The organism is Curtobacterium sp. C2H10 (genome assembly GCF_025407985.1).
Classification (GTDB): domain Bacteria; phylum Actinomycetota; class Actinomycetes; order Actinomycetales; family Microbacteriaceae; genus Curtobacterium.
The window spans coordinates 69,690-93,627 of the sequence record NZ_JABXGF010000007.1; the positions used below are offsets into that span (position 1 = coordinate 69,690).

The window sequence follows — 23,938 nt, forward strand, 5'->3', positions numbered from 1 at the left end:
CCGTCAGGGTGCCCCGGACGGGATGCAGTCGCTCTCGACGAGGAGCACGTTGTCGGTCCTGAGCCACGAGATCGTGGCGTCGGCGGAGTAGACGCTGAGGTCGAGGCGGCCGTTCTGCTCATCGAACCCGGTGCGCTCACCCTCGGTGTCCCACGAAGCCCGGAGCGCCTTCTCCGCACTTGAGCGATCGACCTCGTCCCCGAGCCGGATGCGCTCGTGGAAGGCCCGACAGGTGTTGCCCGCGGCGGTTGTGCCGCTCGTGGACCAGGTGCTCGTCCGTACCGCGCTCGGCGCCACTTCGAGCAGCTGCAGCGCATCGTCGACGTACTCCTGCATCTCCTGGCCCGCTTCCTCGGCCGATCCGGGCCCGAATCCGGAGTCGACGTCGTCGAGCTCGTCCAGCCGCTGCTGTTCCTGGTACGCGTCCGCCTCACGCGCGGCTCGCGGCAGGACGTCGAACGCCGGCACGACGACGAGCAGCACGACTGCGACGAACCCGAGGCCCGCGACCACCGTCGCTCCCGATGCCGCCACCTCGAGCACTCGATCACGGAGCGCTCGGATCCCGGCGATGAGCGCTGGGACCGTGGCGAGCAGGCCGATCACGATCGCCACGATCTGCGGTCCGGCCGCGGCCCCGCCGTCGCTCGTCGATCGCCACGCGTAGCTGATCTGCACCACGAACGACAGGAAGAGTGCGATCAGGACTCCGATCGGCGCGACGACGATCCCGAAGATCAGCCGGTTGCGCCGGAGCCGCAGGTCGTCAGCCGTCGCGCTCTCCCCGGCGGTGGACTCGGGTTCCCCGGCCGTCACCGGTAGTCGTCCGGGTCGCCGAGGACGCAGCGCGAGTCCACGTTGACGTGCGCGCGGACCTTGGTGGCTGCCATCGAAGCACGGGGCTTGCCGTCGGCTCGCGCCACCACGGCGTAGACCTGACCGGTCTCCGGGTCCATCTCCGTCTGTGTCTTCGACAACTCGTAGCCCTCGCGCTCCCAGTGCTCACCTGCCTGTGCCACGAGCGTTCGAGGATCGTCCGGAGCGTCCACCTCGACGTAGTACCCGAACTGCACGGCCCGCACCCCATCGATCCGACAGTCGTACGCGGCTGCCTTCGGCACCTCCTGCGGCCACGTGTCCGGAGCCAGCGCGAGCACCGACCGGAATTCGATGATCGCTTGCGATTGTGCCTCTTCGATCGTCATGGGCTGTCCCGCTCTCGTCGTCCCGCACCCGGAGAGCGCGAGGCTGGCAGCACCGGCGAGCGCCGCGAGGGCTCGGCCCGGGCGGCTCACACCACCCACGTCATTCGTCGTAGTCGTCGACGGACCCGCTGGCGCACGGCGACGTGATCCGCACGACGACCGAGGTCGCGTTCACCTGGTAGGCGGCACCTGCGGCCCCGTCAGCATCGGCCGTCGCCGAGTAGAGGATCCCGCCCTCGCCGCCGAAATCCTTCTGCGACGGTTCGACAGTCAGCCCCTCGGACTTCCACAGGCGCTGGAACGTCTGTGCGACCGATCGGGCATCCGTCTCGGTCTTCACCGGCACGAAGTAGCCGAAGCGGACGCCGCCCGGGCACTTCTCGGCAGACGGTTCCGGTGTCTCCGGCCACGGCACGTCGACTGCCGCCTCGGTCTTCAGCAGCAGTTCCACGGCCGCGGCCTTGGCTTCCTTCGGTGTCGGCATCGATTGGCCCCCTCCAGCGCATGCCGTCACGCCGAGGGCGACGAGCGCCCCCACGACGATGACGATCTCCGTCTTCCACTGCACCCTCACGGCTGCGTCACCTCCGCCACATCGGACAGCGTAGGGGTACCGATGTCCAAGTACCCTCGGTCTCCTGATCCCTGTCCCGCGGTGAGTCCGTGGATGTTCACGCGGTGTGTCCCGGTTGTGTCGATCCTCGTCACCCCGTCGAAACCGTCGGCGGGGTCGAGCCGGTGCGGGAAGCTATACTTCCGTCCGATGTAGGCGATGTCGCCCTTCTCTGCTGCCTGGGCCGCGTACATGTGGTCAGCGTGCGTGGCTGCCGCGTCAGGTACGGAGGACGGGATCCCAGCGGAGCCGAGGGTGACGAACGAGTGGACACCGAGATCGGGATTCCGGGCGAGCGTGAGTGCCGTCGTCGTGGATCCGTACGAGTGCGCGATGACGTTCAGTTGCGCGTCGGGCCGTACAGCGCGGAAGGCGACCAGGTCGGAGGCGAGCTTGGATGCCCCACGGTCAGCGTACGTCTCGCCCAGAACGCCGAGGTTGCCTGTGCTGGCTGCGTTCGGCGGTGCCTCGTACCCGATCCAGGACACGATCGCTGTGTCGGCCCCGACCTGCTGCTGCGTCGCCAGGACGTTCGCTCCGGCTCGCATGTACTGGGTCGTGTCAGCGAGCGATGACCCCATGCCCGGCACGAGGAACGACACGCCGTCGGCCGTGTCCAGGTCGCCGACGGAGAAAGCACCGAGCGGGGGCGCGCCATCGTGGAACGTGATCATCTGCCGGGGAACCTGGTCCACCAGGTCGAGTTGGGTACGGGCGCCGGCGCTGAAGTTCTTCAGCTGGTCGTACCGCTCCTGCGCCGAGATCAGCTCCCGTTGGGCGGCAGCCTGCGCAGCCCGCCCGACCGCCTTCCCGTACTTGTCCTGAGCATCGCGCAGGGCGCCGCTCGCCTGCGCGTACGCCCGCTGCGCACTCAACCGGTTCGCCTGGTCCCGCGCCCAGTACGGCACGCCGTTCAGGTTCCCGATCACCGCCGGCAACGCCGTGATGAGCGCGTCCTGCGCCGCCGAGTGCTCGCCGGCGGACCCCCGGCCACCGAGCCCGTCCCACCACGCCTGCACGGTCTCTAGCGGCATCCCGGCGAGCCGATCGGCGACCGACGGGTCCTGCGCCGCCAGGACCTCGGGCGGCATCGCGGCGACGGCAGCGAGGAAGTCGGCGTCGCTCATCCTGCCGAGCGTCCCCGAGTACGAAGGCGCCACGCCGAGGACGTCGGTGGCGGACAGCCCGGCCGACGCAGCACGGTCCGCCGTGGCCCGTCGTCGGACGAGTGCATCCCACTCGGCATCGAGACGGGATGCGGTCGCTGCGAGGTCGTCCGCGTCGGACTGCAGCCGGCGAGCCTGTCGCGCGTCGGCGTCGGTAGCGTCCTTCGCCGAGACGGCCAGCTTCGCCGCGGAGAGGGACAGGGCGGTGATGGCCGAGTCCATGGCGGTGGTCAACTGGGACGCACGGATGCGCTCGGCCTCGTCCTGGATCCGCTGCACTTCGTCGGCGTAGGTACCGAGCACGTCGATGGCGGCGTCGAGTCGACCGATGATGCGCTGTGCTGCGGGTGCGATCGTGCCGACGGTGGCGGAGAACCGGTCCTTCGACGCGCCCTCCCAGTCGGCTGCGTCATCGGCGGCACGAGCAACCGTCGTGGCTCCGGTGCGGAGGTCGTCCTGGCGGTCGGCGAGTGCGCGGGAGAGCTTCGTGACGGCGGCCGGGTCGCCGGCGAGCGGGTCGGCCGTCATCCCGCACCCCCGGCCTTGCCCGCGAGGTCGTCGTCGGCGTCCTGCACGAGCGACTTCGTGTCGTGCGCGTACTGCCCGAGCGTGCGACTGGTGTCGCCCAGCCACGCGGCCGATCGCTGCTGCGCGGCACGGAACGTCGCGAACGCTGCGGCCACGTCATCGGCGCCGAATGCTCCGCCGTCGGAAGGCATCGGAGCCTTGCGGAACGTCTCCGTCGCCGAGTCCAGGGCGTTGTACACACCGTCGAGCGTGCTGTACGAGACCCGCAGGTCGGCCATCGTCTCCCCCTTCCGACGTCGCACCCACCGCGACGCCCCCACCGGCAACATATCACGCGCGTTGCGGGACGCAACCAGCCTGTGGACGACCGGTGCACGGCCAGGCCGCACCGCGCCTCCAGTCCGTCGGGCCATCCTCCGATCGGAGGATGCGACGACCACCGCACCGGCCGATCCCCTCATCGCATCCAGCGGCCAGGCTGGACCCATGCCCGACACCCCCGCCATCGAGGTCCACCACCTCACGAAGCAGTACGCCACCGGCAAGCGCGCCGTGGACGACGTCTCCTTCGACATCCCCCGCGGCGAGACCTTCGCGCTCCTCGGCCCGAACGGCGCCGGCAAGACCACCACGGTCGAGATCCTCGAGGGCTACCGCACCCGCACCGACGGCGACGTCCGGGTGCTCGGCCACGACCCCGCCCGCGCGAGCCGCAGTCACAACGCACGCATCGGCATCGTCCTGCAGACCAGCGCCGAGTCCCCCAACGTCACCGTCGCGGAACAGCTCCGGCACTTCACGACCTTGTACCCGCGGCACCGCAGCGTCGAGGAACTCCTCGAGAAGACCGGGCTCGAGCCGCAGCGCAACACCCGCATCAGCAGACTGAGCGGCGGCCAACGGCGCCGCGTCGACGTCGCCCTCGGCATCATCGGCCGCCCCGAGGTCCTCTTCCTCGACGAGCCCACGACCGGCTTCGACCCGGAGGCCCGGCGCCGCTTCTGGGACCTCATCGACGAGGTCAAGCGCGAGGGCACGACGATCCTCCTCACCACGCACTACCTCGACGAGGCCGCACACCTCGCCGACCGGGCAGCGGTCATCGCCGACGGCCGGCTGCTCGACATCGCCCCGATCGACGAGATCGGCGGCGCCGAGGCCCGCACCCCACGAGTCAGGTGGCGTGACGACGTCGGCGAACCCCACGAACGGCGCACGAACGAACCGACCGCCCTGATCCGGAGCACCCCGGAACCCATGCATGACCTCGAAGTCATCCGCCCGTCCCTCGAGGACGTCTACCTCGGAATGGTCGGCCACCGATGAGCACCGCGACGACGAACACGACCACCACGAACGCCGCCACGATCGGTGCGCACCGCATCGGCTACGAACTCCGCTCGTACTTCCGAGCCCCCGACGCCGTCTTCTTCACCTTCCTCTTCCCCATCGTCATGCTGGCGCTGTTCTCGGTCGCGTTCAGCAGCGCGCCGGACATCCAGGCCGGCCCCAACGTGAGCGTCGACTACGCCACGTACTACCTGCCCGGCCTGGTCGCGACGGGCATCCTGCTGTCCGGCACGCAGTCCCTCGGCGTCGACATCGCGGGCGAACGCAGCGACGGCACGCTGAAGCGTCTGGGCGGCACACCCCTGCCGGTGGTGAGCTACTTCATCGGCAAGATCGGCATGGTCCTCGTCACGACGGTCGTGCAGACCGCCCTGCTGCTGGCGATCGCGAGCCTCGTCTTCGGTGTGGACCTGCCCACCGACGGCGGCGCGTGGGCGCACTTCGCGGGCATCATGTTCCTCGGGGTCGCGACGAGCTGCGTCCTCGGCATCGCGATCTCGGCGCTCCCCCGCGAGGGCCGCCGCGCCACCGCCACGATCGTCCCCATCGTCCTGGTCCTCCAGTTCATCTCCGGCGTCTACCTCCCCTTCACGCAACTCCCCGACTGGCTGCAGAACGTCGCGTCCGTCTTCCCCCTGCGGTGGATGGCGTCCGGCATGCGGTCGGTCTTCCTGCCCGACGCGTTCGCGTCCGCCGAGCCAGGAGGCGCGTGGCACCTCGGCCTCGGAGCCCTCGTCCTGACAGCGTGGCTGGTCGTGGGCGCGGTGGCCTGCCTGCTGACGTTCCGGTGGAATCGCAAGGACGCGTGATCCAGCCTGTGGAAAACCGCTCGGCGGCATCCGGGCGATGGGATGCTGAGGCCATGGACCGCATCACGGCGCACCGCAACTGGGGCCTGCACGTGGCGTTCGGCGTCACGATCGCCCTCGTCGCGGTGATCACCGTGCTCGGGTGGTCCCCGTGGGCGGACCGCTGGCCGGCGTTCGCGATGCTCGGCGTCCTCGCCGTCGCCTACGCGGCGTACGGGTGGCGCGGCTACGAGGTCCCCCGCGCTGCCGCCGGCTTCGTCCCGCTGCTGGTGCTCGCGGCGCTCGTGCTCCCCGCGGTCGTCCCGAGCACCGCCCTCGTGCAGTGCATCCTCTTCCCCGTCGCGTGGTGCCAGATCGACCGGACACGGACGGCGGTGGTGGTCTCGGTCGCGATCGGCGTCGCCGCGGGGGTCGGTCTCCAGATCGCGAGCGGCCCGGACAGCCTCGTCAGCACGGTCCTCATCGAGGGCGTCAGCATCGCGGGTGCCTGCGCGCTCGGACTCTGGATAACCCGGATCGCCGAGCTCTCCGACGAACGACGCCGCCTGCTCGACGAACTCCGTGCGACCCAGGACTCCCTCGCCGAGGCCCACCGCAGCGCCGGCGTGACGAGCGAACGCGAACGCCTCGCCCGCGAGATCCACGACACCGTCGCACAGAACCTCGCCGGCATCGTCATGCTCACCGAGCGCGCCCGCGGGGACCTCGCGGCCGAACGCGTCGACCGACTCGACGAGCGACTCACCATCCTCGAGGAGTCAGCGCGCGCAGCACTCGAAGAGTCCCGCACCCTCGTCGCGGCGGGTGCTGCCGGAGTGGCGGGCGACGGACTCGGCGCCGCCCTGCACCGCCTCGGCGAGCGGTTCACGCGTGAGACCGGCGTCCCGGTCACGGTCGAGGCAGCGGACTGCGCGCTGGACCGCGACGCGCAGGTGGTGCTGCTCCGCGCCGCCCAGGAGGCACTGGCCAACGTCCGCGCGCACGCCCACGCCGCCACGGCGCGGGTCGCACTGCACGTGGCAGCCGACCGGGTCGGCCTGCGGGTCTCGGACGACGGCGTCGGCTTCGACGCGTCCCTCCCGACCGCAGGCCACGGGTTGCGTGGCCTGCGCGAGCGGCTCGCCCTCGCCGGCGGCACCTGCGCCATCACGAGCGACGCCGGGCGTGGCACCGTCGTCGAGGTGACGCTGCCCACCGGGGCCGAGCCGCGCCTCCCGGCAGTCGACGCACCACGGACGGAGGTGCACCGGTGATCCGCGTCGTCGTGGCGGACGACCACCCCATCGTCCGCGCCGGCATCGTCGCGCTGCTCCAGGACGCCGACGACGTCGAGGTGGTCGGGCAGGCGAGCGACGGCGAGGCGGCGGTCGCGATCACGCTCGCCGAACGACCCGACGTCGTCCTGATGGACCTCCGGATGCCCGGCCTCGACGGCGACGACGCGACCACGCGGATCCTCGCCCGCGAGCCGGGCGTCCGCGTGCTCATCCTCACGACCTACGAGTCGGACGACCAGATCCTCGCCGCGATCGAGGCCGGTGCCGCGGGGTACCTGCTCAAGGCGGCACCGGAGTCGGAGATCCTCGCGGGCCTGCGCGCGACGGCACGCGGTGGGACGGCACTCGCACCCTCGGCCGCAGCTGCCCTCGTCCGCCGGGCGACCGGCAAGCCCACGACCGGGCCGACACTGTCACCGCGCGAGCTCGAGGTCCTGCAGCTCGTCGCGCAGGGCAACTCGAACCCGGCGATCGGCCGCACGCTCTTCCTCAGCGAGACCACCGTCAAGACTCACCTCGGGCACGTGTTCGAGAAGCTCGGCGTGAACGACCGGACGCGCGCCGTGACCCGCGCGATGGAGCTCGGCCTGCTGCGCTGACCCTGCCCCGACGGTCCCGCGGTCGCCCAGGAGCTCGCCGCCCTCCGACGACGGGGACGAACCGTCATCGACGGCGTCCACCAGGAGTCACCGCGGGAGCACTGGCAGTTCCGGCTCGACATCGACGAGGCGCGGCAGAGATGGACGCTCGACCGATCGGACCAGCCTGAGCGCGTGACCGTTCCGGTTCGCGAATCCCGGGGATCCCGAACCAGAACGGTCAGAGGCGACCACACGATCCCGTCCGCGCCGCGCCGCAAGCCCAGCTCCACCGGACGGGAGGCGCGGCGCCTGCCCGCACCGCGCTTCCCGTCCCGGAACACGCACCGTCTGCCATCCGGCGCGCGCCCCGGTCACCGCCCCGCGCCGGTCCCGCCCGACCGGACGCCCGGGTCCCGCCGGACGCGGAACACCCGGGCCGTCGGGGTGGCCCCGCCGTGGTCGACTTGCAGCACCCCCGCGTCGGCGTCCCACGAGACCTCCCAGGCCCCGAGCGCCGTCGGGAAGAGCGGCGACACCGCAACCGACTGCCCCACGAGCGCCGGCAGCGGCAACGACACCGAGGACGACGCCCCCGGCAACGCCCACACCGACAGGTACAGGTCCCCGTCCGGCACGTCGAGGCCGAGCGCGACCCAGGTGTCCTCCCACCCGGGCAGCCCGAGCGGCCACACCGGCAGCGCCGACGACACGTCCGCGAGCACGGTCCGGTGCGCCTCGATCGCCGCGGCCACGACCCCCAGCTGCGCCGGTGACATCTCGTTGAGGTACCCGGACAGGTACATCCGCCCGAGTACGCCGTTGACAAGCGACAGGGTGAACAGGTCGTCGGACATCGACGGCGCCGGGTACGCCCAGTTCCCCGCCTGCTCGGGGAGCATCGCTGCGGGCGCTGCGGCAGCGATCGTGGCGGACAGCACCGGGTCCTGCTGGTCCGAGGTCGACTGCATGTGCAGCCGGGACAGCATCGCGAAGTCGGCGCGCATCGCTCCCGAGGCGCAGTTCTCGATGAGGAGCGACGGGTAGCGGGCCTGCACGTCGTCGAGCCAGTCCAGCAGCGCCCGCTGGTGCTCGAGCTGCCCGTCGAACGGCCCCGTCATCGTGTTGTTGTCCATCTTGAAGAACGTCACACCGACTGTCCCGACGAGCCGGTCGACGACGGCGTCGAGGTGCGCACGGGCATCCGGCGAGCGCAGGTCGAGCAGGTGCCGGCCGTGCTCCGCGACCCGCACCCCGCGGTGGTGCACGAAGGCGGACGACGGCAAGGACGACGCCAGGGGCGAGTGGATCCCGACGACCTCGGGTTCGAGCCAGAGCCCGGCCTGCATGCCGCGCGAACGGATGTGGTCGATGACGGACCCGAGCCCGGTCGGGAACCGCGACGCCGCGGGCTCCCACGCGCCGACGGTGTCCCACCAGTGCCCCTCGGCGTACCAGCCGGCGTCGATGCAGAACAGGTCGGCACCGGCGTCGGCGGCCGCGTCGATGAGCGGCAGGAGCTTCTCGGTCGTCGGGTCGCCCATGAGCGTGTTCATGTAGTCGTTGAAGACCAGCGGCAGGGCACGATCGGCGTCCCGCACGTGCCGGAACGCCCGACGCTGCCGGGTGAGCACCGCGAACGCGTCGCCGACCGAGCCGGCGATCCCGACCGACACCGGCACGGACACGAACGGCTGTCCCGGACCGACGACGGCGCTCCACTGGTGCTCCTGGTCGGTCGGTCCGCTCAGCAGCACGTACGCGTGCCGCCGGGTCTCCCCCAGTTCGTAGAGCCACGGCCCGTTGTGCTCGACCTGCCACACGAGCGCGAAGTCGGCAGCGTGCAGCACGCCGATCGGCAGCGCCTCACCGGTGGACCACGAGCCGCGGTTCTGCACGACGGCGCGGCTGCGGGGCGGGTGGTGCTGCGCCTCGCGATCGATGCGGGCGAGTCCGATCGACCGCAGCGGATCGGTGCGCCACCGGCTCTCGGCTGCCCAGTCGTTCTCGGCCTGGGTCAACGACAGCTCGTCGACCGTCGCACCGGAGTCGGTCAGGAACGCCCCGGTCGCGAAGGACGAGACGAAGTCGACGACGTGCTCGCCCTCCGGCGCCGACACCTCGGTCCACGTCCGGAACGCTCCGACGCCGGCACGCGCGCAGAACACGGACACGACCTGGAGGCGCGTGGCCGCGTCCTCCTGCACGATCCGGAACCACAGGTCGGTCCCGTCCACCGCCCCGGTCGTGTCCGCGGGCCCTGATCCGGTCCCGCCCACGGACACGGGGGCGTCGTCGTGCGACACGTACCGGAGCCGTGCGCCGATGGTGGAGTCGACGTGCCGGAACCCGCCGGGGAACCTGCCGTGGCCGACGGTGGTCAGCTCGACGAGCGGCTGCGGGTCGTCGGGGCCGTCGGCGAGCGCCCCGCCGGTCGGCACGAGCGACACCAGGGCGACCGGACGGTCCGATGCGATCCGGAACCGTGCCGAGAACCCGGGCGTGACCCAGTCGACGAACGCACTCACGGCGTCCCGGCCCGGACCGCCCCGACCGGTGCCGGCGAACTCGTGACCCACTCCCCCAGGGTGTGGTCGTAGCAGGTGGTGTTGTCGATCGTGGAGCGGTCGAGTGCCGGTCCCGAGGTCACCCGGCGGTCGGTGCGCTCCGGGTCGGGGGCGGCCTCGGCGAGCAGCCGGGTGTAGTCGTGCTGCGGGTCGAGGATGACCGCGTCCGAGGGTCCCCGTTCGACGACCCGGCCGCGGTACAGCACCAGGATCTCGTCCGAGAAGTGCCGAGCAGTGGCGAGGTCGTGCGTGATGTACAGCACGGCGAGGTGGTCCTCGCGCTGCAGCCGCCCCATGAGGTTGAGCACGCTGAGCCGGATCGACACGTCGAGCATCGACACGGGCTCGTCAGCGATGAGCACCTGCGCCCCGGGTGCGAGGGCCCGGGCGATCGCGACGCGCTGTCGCTGCCCGCCGGAGAGCTCGTGCGGACGGCGGGACGCGAAGTCCTCGTCGAGGTTCACGCGGCCGAGCAGTTCCCGGACGCGTTCGGCGGTCTCCTCGGCACCGCGCGCACGGTGGTGGAGCTGCAGCGGGCGGGCGATGTGGTGCTCGATCGAGTGGAACGGGTTGAGCGACGCGAAGGGGTCCTGGAACACCATCTGCACGTGCCGCCGGTACATGCTGCCGACGACGGGGGTGCCGTCCTCGAGCCGGACGTCGATCGAGCCGCGCGTGGTGCTCTCCAGCTTCGCGAGCATCCGGGCGATCGTCGACTTGCCCGAACCGGACTCCCCGACGAGGGCGACGGTGCGTCCGGGCAGGAGCTCGAACGACACGTCGTCGACGGCGCGGAGGGTGGTCCGGCGCAGGCCCTTCCGGGTGTGGAAGTCCTTGCCGAGGTGGCTGACGGTCACACTGGTCATCGGACGACCTCCTGGGTGTCGAGGTCCGAGCCGTCGATGCTCGCCCCGGTGCGGATGAAGTCGCCGCGGGCGCCGGACAGGCTCGGGAAGGACTGCAGCAGCCGCCGGGTGTAGGGGTGCTGCGGGTCGTGCTGGATGGTGTCGGCGGTGGCGCACTCGACGACCTCGCCGCGGAGCATGATCGCGATCCGGTCGCTGATCTCGAGCAGCAGCGGGAGGTCGTGGGTGATGAACACGACCGCGAAGCCGAGCTCGTCGCGCAGGCGGACGATCTCGCGGAGGATCTCCCGCTGCACGACGACGTCGAGCGCGGTGGTCGGCTCGTCCATGATCATGACCTGCGGCTCGAGCAGCATCGCCATCGCGATCATCACGCGCTGCCGCATGCCGCCGGAGAGTTCGTGCGGGTACGCCGTGATGCGGGACGGGTCGACCCCGACCCGTCGGAGCGCGTCCTCCGCGATCGCCCGACGCTCCTTGCGGGGCATGCCCCGGCGGTGCTCGACGAGCGCGTCGTCGAGCTGTGCCCGGATCGTGGTGACCGGGTTGAGCGCGTTCATCGCCCCCTGGAACACCATCGACAGCTTCGACCAGCGGACGGCACGGAGCTGCTCGTCGCCGAGGCCGAGCAGGTCGACGTCGCTGCCGTCCCGGTCGTGGAAGGTGATGCTGCCGGACGTCACCTTCGCCGGCGGCTTGTGCAGCCGGGTGATGGCGTAGGCGAGCGTCGTCTTGCCGCAGCCGGACTCCCCGGCCAGCCCGAGGATCTCCCCGGGTGCGAGCGTCAGCGAGACGTCCTTGACGGCGTGCACGGGGTGCTCGGTCTCGTAGACGACGTCGAGGTGGTCGATGGTGAGGACGGCGTCCCGGGTCATCGGGCGACCCCCTTCGAGTCGGTGGTGGTCTCGGTGAGGCGAGCCGCGCCTCCTGGGCCGGGACGGCGGGCCGCGCGACGTGCGCGACGTTCACGCCGTCGCTGCGCCCGCACGTTCGCGAGCCGCGGGTTGATGACCTCGTCGATCGAGAAGTTGACGAGGGAGAGGCCCATGCCGAGCAGTGCGATGAGGAGCCCCGGCGGGACGAACCACCACCAGGCGCCCTGGGCGAGTGCGAAGCCGTTCTGCGCGTAGAAGAGCATCGTGCCGAGCGTCGACGAGTTCGAGGCGCCGAGGCCGAGGAAGGACAGCCCGGCCTCGCCGAGGATCGCGGCGATGACGGCGAACACGAACTGCGACGCGAGCACCGGCAGCAGGTTCGGCAGGATCTCCACCGCGATGACCCGCCACGGTCGTTCCCCGGCGACCCGCGCAGCGGACACGTAGTCGCGGTTCCGGATCGACATCGTCTGCGCGCGGAGGACCCGGGCGGACCCGGCCCACGACGTGATCGCGAGGACGATGGCGATGGTCCAGAGGCCTCGGGCCTCCTGCGGGACGAGGCCCGAGATGACGATGACGAGCGGCAGGCCCGGGATCACGAGGAACACGTTCGAGAAGAGCGAGAACGCCTCGTCCATGATCCCGCCGAGGTACGCGCCGAGGATGCCGAAGAACGCCGACAGCACCGTGGCGAGGACACCGACGATGAGGCCGATCTGCAGGCTGCCCCGGGTGGCGAACGCGAGCTGGGCGAGGACGTCCTGCCCGGTCTGCGTCGTCCCGAGCAGGTTGTCGGCGCTCGGCGGCTGCATGCCCGAGTCGCGGATGGCGCTCGGGTCGCCGACGAGCAGCGGGCCGAGCAGCCCGAACAGGGCGACGCCGACGATGAGCACGATGCCCGTGACGAGCCACGGCGTCAGCGTGGGGAGGAACCGACGGATGCCGCCCTTCGGCCGGCCACGACGAGCGGTCGCGATGCTCCGGGTGGAACCGGCCTCGGCCTCCTCGGTGAGGGCACCGATGGTGGGTTCGGTCTCCTGTTGGATGTTGGTCATGGTCGTGTCCTCCTAGCTCCGGGCCCGGGTGCGCGGGTCGATGAGCCCGTAGAGCAGGTCGACGACGAGGTTCGCGCCGAGGACCGCCAGGGTGATGAACAGGAAGATGCCCTGCATGAGCGCGTAGTCGTTGTTCGTCACCGCGGAGAGGAGCTTCGACCCGATGCCGGGGTACGAGAACACCTGCTCGGTGACGACGGACCCGGACACGATGAACCCGAGGGAGATCGCGAACCCGGCGACCGACGGCAGCACGGCGTTGCGGGCGGCGTAGTTGCGGAGGACCTTGCCGTGCGGCAGGCCCTTCGCGAGCGCCGTGGTGATGTAGTCCTCGGACAGCGTGGACACCATCATGTTGCGCATCCCGAGCAGCCAGCCGCCGAGCGAGGCGAGCACGATCGTCGCGGCTGGCAGTACGCCGTACTTGAGCGCCGACATGAGGAACTCGCCGTTGAACCCCGGTGTGAGGACGACGTCGTAGCCGCCCTGGGCCGGGAACAGGTGCAGTCCGGTCGCGAAGAAGTACACGAGGATCAGCGCGAGCCAGAAGTACGGCACCGCGGCGAGCAGGGTGGTGGCCGGCACGAACGAGTCGAGCCAGGTGCCCGGTCGCCACCCGACGAAGGCGCCGAGGGCGACCCCGATGACGGCGGCGAGCACGGTGGCGATGCCGACGAGGGCGATCGTCCACGGCAGGGAGCTCCCGATGACCTCGGTCACCGGTGCCGGGAAGTAGCTCACCGACACCCCGAGGTCACCGCGGAACACGTTGCCCAGGTACTGGCCGTACTGGGCGAGGATCGGTTCCGAGGAGTTGCCACCGAGGAGCAGCTCGTACGCCTGCCGGGTCGCCGGGGTCACCTGCCCGCCGCGCTGCTGGAGCTTGGCGAGCAGGATGTCCACGGGGTTCCCGGGCAGGAGCCTGGGGATGATGAAGTTCAGCGTCAACGCCGCCCAGAGGGCCACGATGTAGAAGCCGATCTTGCGCAGGAAGTAGTGCATACGAGCGCTCCTCGGTCGCAGTCCTCGCCTCAGCCCTTGGCGGGCTTGAGGGCCTTGAAGATCTCGGCGTTGTCCGGGCTCGCCCAGACCGCCGGGAACGCGTACAGGTCGTCCTTCGTCGGCCAGCCGGTGAACTTCGCCGCGTGGAACTCGCTCGTCGTGCCGCCGGTCATGATCGGGATGTACGGCATGTCCTCGACGACGTGCTGCTGGATGACGTCGAGTTCGGGCTGGGTCGCCGCGGTGTCCTCCGGGTTGATCGTCGCGAGCTTCTGCAGCGCGGCGTCCACCTCGGGGTTGCTGTAGCGGGCGATGTTCATCGGGGCCGCCTCACCGACCTTCGCGGTGTTCGCGGTCGAGTAGTAGTTGTTGTAGAGGTAGTACGGGTTCGCGGTCGGGCCCTGGCCGAGCGAGTCGATCGCGAGCTGGTAGTTGCCCTTGGTCTTCTTGTCGGTCCACTCGTTCCACGACGACTGCTGTGCCTTGAGCTCGATGCCGGCGGCCTTGAGCTGCTGCGTCATCGTGTCGATCGCGGTGATGTAGTCGGTCCAGCCGGTGACGACCTCGACCGTCAGGGACAGCTTCTTGCCGTCCTTCGCGTAGATGCCGTCGGCACCCTTGGCGTACCCGGCGTCCTCGAGCGTCGAGGCCGCGGCGTCGGTGTCGGCACCGGACGGCATCACGGCCGGCGAGACGTCCTTCGAGATCATGTCCTCCTGCGTCGTCGTCAGTGCGAACGTCGGCGAGATCTCGCTGGCGGTGTTCGAGAACGCGAGGGAGTTGAGCTGCTTGCGGTTGATCGCGTCGGCGATGGCGTGCCGCACGGCCGGGTCGGTCTGCGGGCCCGAGCAGCCGAGCGCCGTCGACGAGCAGGTCAGCAGGGCCATCTGGTTCTGGCCGACGGTGATGCCGTCGTAGCCCTGGTAGTGGCCGGGGATGTCGTCCATGTTCGGGACCGGGCCGGTCTGCCAGTCGATCGAGCCCTGCGACAGGGCGTCGGCACCCGCGGTGTTGCCGGAGAGCGACAGGTAGCGGATCGTCTTCACGGCCGGGGCACCGCCCCAGTAGTCCTTGTTCGCCTCGAGGGTGAACGCCTGCGCCTTGAACGTGCCGAGCGTGTACGGGCCCGTCCCGACGGGCTTGCGCACGACGTCGGTGGTCGGGTCGATGTCCTTCCAGAGGTGCTCCGGCACGATCCAGGTCTTGCCGAGCAGGTTCGGGCCGAGCACGAAGGACGGCTTCGCGAAGGACACGACGACCTTGTCGTCCCCCTCGGCCTTCGCGGTGCCGTCGTACCCGATGGAGTTGAGCGCCTTGTACTTCTTGAGCATGTCGAGGGTGAACACGACGTCCTTCGCCGTGAAGGGCTTCCCGTCGCTCCACTTCGCGTCGTCGCGGAGCGTGATGCTCAGCTGGGTGCCGTCGGCGTTCCACTCGTAGCTCGTGCCGAGCAGCGGCTTCGGGTCCTTCGTGTTGACGTTCGTGATGAAGAACAGGCCCTCGTAGATCGTCCCGACGCCACCGATGTTCGACGGCGACCAGGGGTTGTAGTTGATCTGGTAGTCGCCGGACTGTCCGGTGTACGCGATCAGGGTCGATGCGGAGTCGGACGACGCCGCGGTCCCGCTCGAGCTGCAGCCGGTGAGGGCGAGTCCCGCGGTGGTGAGGATGGCCGCGGCCGCGATGGCGAGCCGCCGGGAACGGTTTGGTGTTGACATCGTTGTCCTCTCGGTCTGCTCCGTCGCAGGCCTGGTCGTTGTGACCGCGATTGTTACACGGCTAAACTAACCCGGTCAAGAGCTTGCACGACGACGTGAGGAGGCGCGATGGAGCGCACGACACTGGACGGCCACTGGACCCTCGAGGCGGTGGCCGGTCCACCGGAGGCCGATGCCCACCGCGACCCGGTGCAGGCGGTGGTGCCCGGCTGCGTGCACACCGACCTGCTGCGCGCCGGCAGGATCCCCGATCCGTTCGACGGTGACGGCGAGGCCGCGACGCAGTGGATCGGCGACACGGTCTGGCGGTACCGGCGGACGTTCGACTGGGCCGACGGCACCGGGCTGCGCCGCCACGACCTCGTCGCGGACGGACTCGACACGCTCGCGACGATCGAGCTCAACGGCATCGTCGTCGGCACCACCGCGAACCAGCACCGCTCGTACCGGTTCCCCGTCGGACACCTGCTCCGACCGGGCGTGAACGAGCTCGTCGTCACGTTCGACGCGCCCGTGCCCGCGGCCGTCCGGCTCTCCGAGCTGCACGGCGGCGAGCTCCCGCACGTCAACCACCACCCGTACAACGCGCTGCGGAAGAACGCGTCGAACTTCGGCTGGGACTGGGGCGTCGACGTCGCGACGAGCGGCATCTGGAAGTCGATCGGCATCGAGTCCTGGAGCGGCGTCCGCATCGCGGCCGTCCGCCCCCTCGTCGACGTCGACGGCACCACCGGCGTGCTCACCGCGCACGTCGACGTCGAGTTCGCCGGCTCCTCCGGCGCCTTCTCGCAGGCCATCGGCAGCGCGCCCGTCGCGTCCGCAGGTGGTGACGCGGGTGCCGGACTGGAGGCCCGGATCACCCTGGCCCCGCACCACGCGTCCGCAGCGCACCCCGGTTCCGACACCGCGCCTCCCGTCCGCCCCACCGACCCCGCCGACACCGCCGGCCGGGTCGTCGGCGCGCGCCCCGTCGCGACCGGCCCGGACCGCACGACCGGCTCCGCCGTCGTGCGGCTCGAGGTCCCCGACGTCGCCGTCTGGTGGCCGCGCGGCCACGGTGACCAGCCGCTGTACGACGTCCGGGTCGAGGTCGGCGACGACGTCTGGACCGGCCGGGTGGGGTTCCGGACCGTCACCCTCGACACGGCTGCCGACGCGGGTGGCGCGCCGTTCCTCCTGCGCGTCAACGACCGGCCCGTCATCGTGCGCGGGGCGAACTGGATCCCGGACCACGCGTACCTCACCGAGATGACGGCCGAGCGCTACGCCGAGCGGATCGACGACGCGGTCGAGGCGAACGTCAACCTGCTCCGGATCTGGGGCGGCGGGGTCTACGAGTCCGACGACCTGTACGACCGGTGCGACGAGCTCGGGATCCTCGTCTGGCAGGACTTCCTGTTCGCCTGCGCCGCCTACGCCGAGGAGCCGTGGCTGGCCGACGAGGTCGAGCCCGAGGTCCGCGAGGCCGTCACCCGCCTCAGTCCCCACCCCTCGCTCGTGGTGTGGAACGGCAACAACGAGAACCTCGTGGCGTACGCCGAGTGGGGGTGGCGGCCGTCGCTCGTCGGTCGCACGTGGGGCAACGGGTACTACCGTTCCCTGCTGCCCGCGATCGTCGCGGAGCTCGACCCGACCCGGCCGTACACCCCCGGGAGCCCGTTCTCGTTCGACGAGTACCTGACGCCGAACGACGAGCGCAACGGCAGCGTGCACATCTGGGACGTCTGGAACACGAAGGACTACACCGCCTACGCCGACTGGCAGCCGCGGTTCGTCGCCGAGTTCGGGTTCCAGGGGCCGCCCGCGTGGTCGACCCTCACCGCGGTGGTGCACGACGAGCCGCTCGACCCGGACGGCCACGAGATGCTCGTGCACCAGAAGGCGCACGAGGGCAACCGGAAGCTCGCCGACGGCATGCGCGGGCACCTCCCGGCGCCGACGACCATCGAGGACTGGCACTGGGCCGCGCAGCTCAACCAGGCGCACGCGATCCGCTTCGGCATGGAGTGGTTCCGGTCCCGCACGCCGGACAACACCGGCATGGTCGTCTGGCAGCTCAACGACGACTGGCCCGTGGTGTCCTGGGCACTCGTCGACCACGCCGGGCACCGGAAGCCGGTCTGGTACGCGGTCCGACAGGCCTACCGCGAGGTCCTCGCGACGGTCCAGCGGTCGACGGCGGGCGACGGCCTCGACGTCGTCGTGGTGAACGCCGGCGGTGCGCCCGTCACCGACGAGGTCGTCGTCGAGCGCCGCGCGTTCGACGGCACGGTGCTCGCGACGACCACGGCGACCGTCTCGGTCGACCCGGCGGACGCGGTCCGGATCACGCTGCCCGTCGAGGTCGCGGTGCCGCAGGACCGCTCGGGTGAGGTGCTCGTGGTGACCGGGTCGGCCTCGGGGCGGCGGGTGCACGACTTCGCGGAGGTCGTCGACCAGCGCCTCGGACGTCGACCGTTCTCGGTCGACGCCGCGGCGACGCCGGAGGGAGCGCGGGTCACGGTCACGGCGACGGCGTACGTGCGGGACCTCGCGCTGTTCCCGGACCGGGTGGTCGCCACGGCCCGGGTCGACGAGGGGCTGGTGTCGCTGCTGCCCGGCGAGTCGGCGGTGTTCGAGGTCACGCGCGCGGCGGGCATCGACGTGGAGGCGTTGGCCGGCCCCCTGGTGCTCCGGCACGCCGGCGACCTGCTGCCCTGAGGCGTGGACGGGCCGGGCGCGTACCCGGCCCGTCCGCCCCGGTCAGTCGGTCGCCTGCACCTCGAGCACGAGTGCGGTCCCCGGGGCCAGCGCGGGCAGCCGCACCCCCACGTCCTCGAGCACCGCGCCGGACAGCTCCACGCTCCCCCGCTCGATCCACGGCGTCCGGGTCACGTCGACCCCCTTCGGCACCCGGAGCCCCGTCACCGGTGCGACCCGGTACCGGCGCTCCCGGTCGAGTCCGCGCAGGCGCAGCGGCACGGCCAGGGACCGCGGCCCCGTCACGGTCCGGGCGACCCGCACGAGGGCTCGGGACCGATCGCGCGCGACGACCGCCGTCGTCGCGAGCCCGGGGTCCCCGAGCTCGACGTGGTGCAGCCGCCCGGAGTGCAGCAGTCCCCGCTCCCGCTTGTAGAGCGCGGTCCACTCCCGCAGCCGGTCGAGCTCCGCGGGGCTGCACCGGGTGATGTCGGTCTCGATGCCGGCGCTGCCGAAGAGCGACACCGCCATCCGGAAGTCGAGGTCGAGGTGCCGCCCGGTGGTGTGCGACACCTCGGGGCCGACGTGCGACCCGATGAGCTCGAGCGGCAGCAGGAGCTCGGTCCACCGCTGGATCGGCAGCCGTTCCATCGCGTCGTTCGAATCCGACGCCCACACCCGGTCGGTGCGTTCGAGGACGCCCAGGTCGACCCGGGCGCCGCCGGACGCACACGCCTCGATCTCCAGCCAGGGGTGTCGGCGACGGAGCTCGTCCATCACCGCGTAGGCACCGCGGGTGTGCGCGTCGAGGCCGACCCGGCCGGCGTGCACGGTCTGCACGACGTCGCGGTTCTGGTCCCACTTCACGAAGTCGACGTGGTGCTCCCCGATCACCGCCGACATCCGGTCGAGGACGTGCGCGCGGACGTCCGCGCGGGCGAGGTCGAGCACGTACTGGTGCCGCCACGTCCGGGTGCGCCCGGGGTCCTGCAGGAGCCAGTCCGGGTGGTCGACCGCGAGCTCGGACACCGGGCTCACCATCTCCGGCTCGAACCACAGCCCGAAGTCCATGCCGAGCGATCGGACTCCGGCGACGAGCGGGCCGAGGCCCTGCGGCCAGAGGTCGGCGTCGACCGTCCAGTCGCCGAGGGCCGTGGTGTCGGAGCGGCGTCCGGTGAACCAGCCGTCGTCGAGGACGAACCGTTCGACACCGACGTCTGCAGCGACCCGCGCGAGTGCGAGCAGCGGCTCCAGCTCCTGCCGGTAGTAGACGGCCTCCCAGGTGTTCAGCACGACGGGACGCGGGGTCCGTGGGTGCCCGGGGCGCGCGCGGAGGGAGTCGTGGAGGCGGACGGCGACCCCGTCGAGCCCGGCGTCGGTCCAGACGAAGACGGTGTCGGGCGTGGTGAACGTCTCGCCCGGACGGAGCACGACCTCGCCCGCGCGCAGGAGCTCCCCCGCGCCGAGCACGGGACGGGCCTCGGCGAGCTGGTCGTACCGGTGCACGGAGTCCGCGCTCCACGCCGGGTGCACCGCCCACAGCTCGCCGGTGGTGTCGTCGAACCCCGGGGTCCCGAGCACCGTGAGGGTCGGGGCGTCGTGCCCGGTCCGCCCCCGACGGCTCTCGCGCACGTGCACCCCGTCGGTCATCGCCCGCCGCTGCGGGGTCCGCTCGCGGGTCCACCGTCCGGCGAGGTCGAGCACCTCGGCGGCCCGCTCCCCCACCGGCAGCACCGCTTCGAGGGCCTGCACCTCGACGTCGGCCGTGCCGCTGTTCGTCAGCGCGTGCCGCACCCGCAGGACCCCGGCGTCGTCGAGGGCGAACTCGCTGTGCAGCGCCACCTCGTCCGACGCGGCGTCGACCACGAGCAGCTGCCCCTCGACGTGCACGACGACGTCGCGCCACACCGGCACGAGCGGACGACCGCCGACCTGTCCGGCGATCCCGGGTCGCCCCTCCCACCCGTCCTGCTCGGTGGGCAGGATCGTCACCGGCCACGGGGCGTCGAACGCACTCGGTGAGACCGCCCGCGCGACGGCGAGCACGAGGTCGTCCGCGTCCTCCGGCACGACCTCGCCGACGTCCCGCCCCCAGTGCAGCACCTCGGGCAGGCCGTCGACACGGGTCGCGACGACGACACCCACCCCGGCCGCGCGCAGCGCGTGGACGCGCATCAGCGCCGCCGGCACGGCTGCCCGCGCCTCCTCACCGTCCACGACGGTCATGCCGTCGCCTCCTCGAGGAGCACGCGGACGCCGCCGGCGGGCACGACGGTCTCCGGGCCGTGCCCGGAGCCGTCGAGCAGGTCGGTCCCGGCAGCCGACAGGACGACGTCGTCGGTGCGGTGGTTCAGGAGGAACAGGATCCCGGTGCCGTCCTGCCGGACGCGACGCACTGCCTCCAGGCCTGGAGGCGCGGTGACGGTCCGCGCGATCGCTCGCTCCTCGACGATCCGGTCCACGATTCGTTGCACCCCGTCCGCGTCGAGCATCGCCGAGACGTACCAGGCGCCGCCACCGGCGGCGCGGCGTGTGACCGCGGGGCGGCCCGCGAGCGGCCCGTCGACGTGCCGGAGGACGACGTCGGCGTCCTCGACGACCACGTCCTCCGCCCAGTCGGTGACGACCGTGCCGTCGTCGAGCAGGACGCGCTCGTCGCGCTGCAGCGGGGTGAACTCCTCCGACCACACGCCGAGCACGTCGCGGAACGCACCCGGGTAGCCACCGGTGCGGACCCGCGCGGTCTCGTCCACGATCCCCGAGGCGTAGGTCACCAGGAGCGTCGCGCCGTGCTCCACGACGGCGCTGATCCGCGCCGCGGCCGCGTCGTCGACGACGAAGAGGGTCGGGAGCACCACGACGTCGTACCCGGACAGGTCGGCGTCGAGCGGGACGACGTCGGTCAGGACCTGGCGGCGCCAGAACGCGGTGTGCCAGGCACGGAGCTCGTGCCCGTACCGGAGTCCCCGGTGCGGCTTCAGTCCGGACTGGAGCGCCCAGCCGGACGCCTCGTCCACGACGATCGCGACGCGGGCACCTTCGACCGGGGCGCCCTGGACCGGCCCGAGGACGCGGAGTGCGCGGCCGAGGGCGCAGACCTCGCGCCAGACGCGGCTCCGGGTGCCGGCGTGCGGGACCATCGCGGAGTGGAACTGCTCGGCGCCGGCGGTCGACGCGCGCCACTGGAAGAAGAGCGCGCCGTCCGACCCGCGTGCCACGTGGGCGAGCGAGTTGCGGAGGATCTCGCCGGGTTCCTTCGCCCGATTCCGCTGCTGCCAGCTCGGGCCCCCGGTCGAGTGCTCCATGAGCAGCCACGGACCGCCGTCGCGGGTCATCCCGCGCATGCGGTCGGCAGCGGCCGCGAGGTCCTCGGCGCGGTCGGGGTCGTCGACCAGCGTGTAGTGGTCGTTCGCCGGGATCGCGACGTGGCGGGCCCACTCGGCGTAGTCGACGACCTGGGAACCGGCGCCCACCATGAAGTTCGTCGTGACGGGTACGGCGGAGTGCTGCTCGATGACGGCCTTCTCGGCCTCGAAGTGGGCGAGGAGCGCGTCCGACGAGTAGCGCTCGAAGTCGAGGGCGAGCCCCGGGTTCGGCGCCCCACCGACGCCGCGCGGCGGGGAGACCTCGTCGAACGACGTGTAGGTGTGTCCCCAGAAGGCGGTGCCCCACGCGGCGTTCGCTGCGTCGACGTGGTCGTACCGCGCGCGGAGCCAGCGCCGGAAGTCGGCTGCCGAGACCTCGCAGTGGCAGCGGCCGTTCCCGCCGCCGAGCTCGTTGCTCACGTGCCAGAGCCGGACCGCGGGGTGCTCCCCGTACCGTTCGGCCAGGGCGCCGGCGATCCGGAGCGCGTGCGCGCGGAACACCGGCGAGGCCGGGCACCAGCCGAGTCGGCCACCGGGACGCTCGCGGCGTTCGGTCGCGTCGACGGGCAGGATCTCGGGGTGCGCCGTGAGCAGCCAGTTCGGCGGGGCGGCTGTCGGTGTCGCGAGGTCCACCGCGATGCCGTTGTCGTGCAGCAGGTCGAGTACGTCGTCGAGCCAGTCCCAGGTGTACTCCCCCGGTGACCGCTCGAGGAGCCCCCACGAGAAGACCCCGACCGTGACGAGGTTCACACCGGCCTCGCGCATGAGTCGGACGTCCTCGTCCCACACCGAGCGCGGCCACTGCTCGGGGCTGTAGTCACCACCGAACGACAGGTCCTCGGTGGGCCAGGGCACGGAACGAGCAGGGGTCACGACATCTCCTTCGACGGGTGGACCGGACCAGCATCCCGCCCGTCGAAGGCGTTTGTCAACTCGGGTAACTAAGTCAGAAGCGGAGGAGCCGGCGGACCGCGAGGACCGCAGCCGCACGCGCCCACTCGGAGAACTCGAACGGTTGCACGACGATGGTCACGGCGGGCTCGTACGGGCGGAGGCCCTGCCGGAACGCCGCGTCCACCTCTGCCCGGGCGAGGTCGTACACGGGCAGGCCGTCGCCGGTCAGCACGATGGACTCCGGGTCCACCAGCGTCACCACCGTCGACAGGAGGACACCCAGGGCCGTGCCGGCGTCGCGGAGGGCCTGGAGCGCCCGCTCGTCCCCCGCGCGGGCCAGGTCGACCACCGCGTCGTACCCGGCGTCCTCGTGGCCGGCGTTCCGCGCCACGATGGAGCTCGGTAGGTAGCTCGACACGCAGCCCGCGTGCCCGACCCCGCAGTCCGGACCGCCGCCGTAGACGGGCAGGTGCCCGACGCGACCGAACCGACCGTGGGCGCCCTCCGACACCTCGCCGTTCGTGACGAGCCCGAACCCGACGCCCGCCCCGACCGTGACGAGTGCCATCGAGGTGACGCCCGCGCCGGCGCCGATCCAGTGCTCCTTCGCCGTGAGCGCGTCGACGTCGTTCACCGTGAAGGTCACGAGCCCCGTCCGGCGCTCGAGCATGTCCGACAGCGGGACGTCGCGCCAGCCGAGGAACTGCGACACCCCGACCAGGGTCACGCCGTCACGGGTGACCACGTCGCCGGGCACCGAGACGCCGAGCGAGCAGATCGCCGGCGACGCTGCCCGGAGCCGGTCGACGACCTCGCCGACCTGGGCCACGAGCGCGTCCGGCGATGCGTCGCGCAGTAGTTCCTCGTGCAGGGCGAGCACCCGTCCCGCGAGGTCCGTGACCGCCGCGTACAGACGGTCCTGCGTGAGCTTCACGCCCACGAACTCCCACACGCCCTCGCTCGTCCGGAGGAGCTCCGACGGCCGACCGGTAGCGCCACGCACCCCCGTACCGACCTCGATCACGAACCCGTGTTCCTGGAGCGTCCGCACGGCCCGCGTGAGACTCGCCCGCGAGAGGCCGAGCGACCGAGCGATCTCCGCACGGGAGAGCACACCGTGCAGGAGGATCTCGCGCAGGGCGGACCTCGTCGCATCGGTCAACACCGGCCACACCGGACCCGGGTCGATCGCTGCTCGATCGAGCTGCTCGGTCATCGGTCCCCTTCGTTCGTCGGCCGATCATAACGCGCCTGGAAACGCAGAAAACCCCTGACCACGTGGTGGTCAGGGGTTCCCTGGTATTCGTAACGTTGAGTCCGGCGGCGTCCTACTCTCCCACAAGGTCCCCCTTGCAGTACCATCGGCGCTGAGAGGCTTAGCTTCCGGG

19 protein-coding genes and 1 rRNA gene are annotated in these 23,938 nt (G+C 71.5%); 5 read left to right on the top strand and 15 right to left on the bottom strand.

Going from position 1 to position 23,938, the window contains the following annotated elements:
• Positions 1-3: 3 nt before the first annotated feature.
• The 5 genes from HWD93_RS05565 to HWD93_RS05585 all read right to left on the bottom strand — a co-directional run bounded on the left by HWD93_RS05565 (position 4) and on the right by HWD93_RS05585 (position 3,790).
• Entirely contained in the window at positions 4-816 is an 813-nt protein-coding gene (locus tag HWD93_RS05565) for a hypothetical protein (RefSeq protein ID WP_261646291.1), read from the bottom strand.
• The gene (locus HWD93_RS05570; RefSeq protein WP_261646292.1) at positions 813-1,205 is read right to left on the bottom strand and encodes a hypothetical protein; all 393 of its coding nucleotides are present in this window, start codon (positions 1,203-1,205) and stop codon (positions 813-815) included. The genes HWD93_RS05565 and HWD93_RS05570 overlap by 4 nt, the downstream gene beginning before the upstream one ends.
• A 100-nt stretch (positions 1,206-1,305) precedes the next feature.
• A complete protein-coding gene (locus tag HWD93_RS05575; protein WP_261646293.1) occupies positions 1,306-1,743 on the bottom strand; it encodes a hypothetical protein in 438 nt (145 codons plus the stop codon).
• A gap of 32 nt (positions 1,744-1,775) precedes the next feature.
• On the bottom strand, positions 1,776-3,512 hold the full coding sequence (locus tag HWD93_RS05580) for an alpha/beta hydrolase family protein (protein WP_261646294.1): 1,737 nt from the start codon (positions 3,510-3,512) through the stop codon (positions 1,776-1,778).
• On the bottom strand, positions 3,509-3,790 hold the full coding sequence (locus HWD93_RS05585; RefSeq protein WP_261646295.1) for a hypothetical protein: 282 nt from the start codon (positions 3,788-3,790) through the stop codon (positions 3,509-3,511). The genes HWD93_RS05580 and HWD93_RS05585 overlap by 4 nt, the downstream gene beginning before the upstream one ends.
• Positions 3,791-3,998: 208 nt before the next feature.
• On the opposite strand from HWD93_RS05585, the gene HWD93_RS05590 reads away from it, so the two are divergent.
• The 4 genes from HWD93_RS05590 to HWD93_RS05605 are packed head-to-tail and all read left to right on the top strand — an operon-like array spanning position 3,999 to position 7,547.
• Positions 3,999-4,838, top strand: a complete 840-nt coding sequence (locus HWD93_RS05590; protein WP_261646296.1) for an ABC transporter ATP-binding protein — start codon at positions 3,999-4,001, stop codon at positions 4,836-4,838.
• Positions 4,835-5,671, top strand: coding sequence for an ABC transporter permease (locus HWD93_RS05595; protein WP_261646297.1), 837 nt, complete (start codon positions 4,835-4,837; stop codon positions 5,669-5,671). Before HWD93_RS05590 ends, HWD93_RS05595 begins: the two co-directional genes overlap by 4 nt.
• Positions 5,672-5,724: 53 nt before the next feature.
• Positions 5,725-6,924, top strand: a complete 1,200-nt coding sequence (locus HWD93_RS05600) for a histidine kinase (protein ID WP_261646298.1) — start codon at positions 5,725-5,727, stop codon at positions 6,922-6,924.
• A complete protein-coding gene (locus HWD93_RS05605) occupies positions 6,921-7,547 on the top strand; it encodes a response regulator transcription factor (protein WP_261646299.1) in 627 nt (208 codons plus the stop codon). Before HWD93_RS05600 ends, HWD93_RS05605 begins: the two co-directional genes overlap by 4 nt.
• Positions 7,548-7,900: 353 nt before the next feature.
• Here the strand turns inward: HWD93_RS05605 and HWD93_RS05610 are convergent, their stop codons facing one another.
• The 6 genes from HWD93_RS05610 to HWD93_RS05635 are packed head-to-tail and all read right to left on the bottom strand — an operon-like array spanning position 7,901 to position 15,612.
• Positions 7,901-10,105, bottom strand: a complete 2,205-nt coding sequence (locus tag HWD93_RS05610) for a glycoside hydrolase family 36 protein (protein WP_261646300.1) — start codon at positions 10,103-10,105, stop codon at positions 7,901-7,903.
• A complete protein-coding gene (locus HWD93_RS05615; protein ID WP_071301781.1) occupies positions 10,051-10,959 on the bottom strand; it encodes an ABC transporter ATP-binding protein in 909 nt (302 codons plus the stop codon). Before HWD93_RS05615 ends, HWD93_RS05610 begins: the two co-directional genes overlap by 55 nt.
• Positions 10,956-11,834, bottom strand: a complete 879-nt coding sequence (locus tag HWD93_RS05620; protein WP_092387808.1) for an ABC transporter ATP-binding protein — start codon at positions 11,832-11,834, stop codon at positions 10,956-10,958. The genes HWD93_RS05615 and HWD93_RS05620 overlap by 4 nt, the downstream gene beginning before the upstream one ends.
• Positions 11,831-12,892, bottom strand: a complete 1,062-nt coding sequence (locus HWD93_RS05625) for an ABC transporter permease (protein WP_261646301.1) — start codon at positions 12,890-12,892, stop codon at positions 11,831-11,833. Before HWD93_RS05625 ends, HWD93_RS05620 begins: the two co-directional genes overlap by 4 nt.
• 12 nt (positions 12,893-12,904) lie before the next feature.
• Positions 12,905-13,894: an ABC transporter permease gene (locus HWD93_RS05630; RefSeq protein ID WP_070418539.1), complete on the bottom strand. Its 990-nt coding sequence runs from the start codon at positions 13,892-13,894 to the stop codon at positions 12,905-12,907.
• A gap of 29 nt (positions 13,895-13,923) precedes the next feature.
• Positions 13,924-15,612, bottom strand: a complete 1,689-nt coding sequence (locus HWD93_RS05635; RefSeq protein ID WP_261646302.1) for an ABC transporter substrate-binding protein — start codon at positions 15,610-15,612, stop codon at positions 13,924-13,926.
• A 108-nt stretch (positions 15,613-15,720) separates the two neighbouring features.
• Between HWD93_RS05635 and HWD93_RS05640 the strand changes: the two genes are divergently transcribed.
• Positions 15,721-18,312 (top strand): glycoside hydrolase family 2 protein, encoded by a 2,592-nt coding sequence (locus tag HWD93_RS05640; RefSeq protein WP_261646303.1) that lies wholly within the window; start codon positions 15,721-15,723, stop codon positions 18,310-18,312.
• A 42-nt stretch (positions 18,313-18,354) separates the two neighbouring features.
• Here the strand turns inward: HWD93_RS05640 and HWD93_RS05645 are convergent, their stop codons facing one another.
• The 4 genes from HWD93_RS05645 to rrf all read right to left on the bottom strand — a co-directional run.
• Positions 18,355-20,517, bottom strand: a complete 2,163-nt coding sequence (locus tag HWD93_RS05645) for an alpha-galactosidase (protein WP_261646304.1) — start codon at positions 20,515-20,517, stop codon at positions 18,355-18,357.
• Positions 20,514-22,529, bottom strand: a complete 2,016-nt coding sequence (locus HWD93_RS05650; protein ID WP_261646305.1) for a beta-galactosidase — start codon at positions 22,527-22,529, stop codon at positions 20,514-20,516. Before HWD93_RS05650 ends, HWD93_RS05645 begins: the two co-directional genes overlap by 4 nt.
• Before the next feature lie 73 nt (positions 22,530-22,602).
• Positions 22,603-23,766, bottom strand: a complete 1,164-nt coding sequence (locus HWD93_RS05655) for an ROK family transcriptional regulator (RefSeq protein WP_261646306.1) — start codon at positions 23,764-23,766, stop codon at positions 22,603-22,605.
• Between the two features lie 99 nt (positions 23,767-23,865).
• Positions 23,866-23,938: ribosomal RNA gene (gene rrf / locus HWD93_RS05660) — 5S ribosomal RNA — on the bottom strand; the annotation flags it as partial.

What these genes read in the sequence shown, in the direction of transcription:
- HWD93_RS05570 (WP_261646292.1), bottom strand. Translation starts at nt 1,205, where the DNA reads ATGACGATCGAAGAGGCACAATCGCAAGCGATCATCGAATTCCGGTCG.
- HWD93_RS05580 (WP_261646294.1), bottom strand. Translation starts at nt 3,512, where the DNA reads ATGACGGCCGACCCGCTCGCCGGCGACCCGGCCGCCGTCACGAAGCTC.
- HWD93_RS05585 (WP_261646295.1), bottom strand. Translation starts at nt 3,790, where the DNA reads ATGGCCGACCTGCGGGTCTCGTACAGCACGCTCGACGGTGTGTACAAC.
- HWD93_RS05590 (WP_261646296.1), top strand. Translation starts at nt 3,999, where the DNA reads ATGCCCGACACCCCCGCCATCGAGGTCCACCACCTCACGAAGCAGTAC.
- HWD93_RS05595 (WP_261646297.1), top strand. Translation starts at nt 4,835, where the DNA reads ATGAGCACCGCGACGACGAACACGACCACCACGAACGCCGCCACGATC.
- HWD93_RS05600 (WP_261646298.1), top strand. Translation starts at nt 5,725, where the DNA reads ATGGACCGCATCACGGCGCACCGCAACTGGGGCCTGCACGTGGCGTTC.
- HWD93_RS05615 (WP_071301781.1), bottom strand. Translation starts at nt 10,959, where the DNA reads ATGACCAGTGTGACCGTCAGCCACCTCGGCAAGGACTTCCACACCCGG.
- HWD93_RS05620 (WP_092387808.1), bottom strand. Translation starts at nt 11,834, where the DNA reads ATGACCCGGGACGCCGTCCTCACCATCGACCACCTCGACGTCGTCTAC.
- HWD93_RS05625 (WP_261646301.1), bottom strand. Translation starts at nt 12,892, where the DNA reads ATGACCAACATCCAACAGGAGACCGAACCCACCATCGGTGCCCTCACC.
- HWD93_RS05630 (WP_070418539.1), bottom strand. Translation starts at nt 13,894, where the DNA reads ATGCACTACTTCCTGCGCAAGATCGGCTTCTACATCGTGGCCCTCTGG.
- HWD93_RS05635 (WP_261646302.1), bottom strand. Translation starts at nt 15,612, where the DNA reads ATGTCAACACCAAACCGTTCCCGGCGGCTCGCCATCGCGGCCGCGGCC.
- HWD93_RS05640 (WP_261646303.1), top strand. Translation starts at nt 15,721, where the DNA reads ATGGAGCGCACGACACTGGACGGCCACTGGACCCTCGAGGCGGTGGCC.
- HWD93_RS05645 (WP_261646304.1), bottom strand. Translation starts at nt 20,517, where the DNA reads ATGACCGTCGTGGACGGTGAGGAGGCGCGGGCAGCCGTGCCGGCGGCG.
- HWD93_RS05655 (WP_261646306.1), bottom strand. Translation starts at nt 23,766, where the DNA reads ATGACCGAGCAGCTCGATCGAGCAGCGATCGACCCGGGTCCGGTGTGG.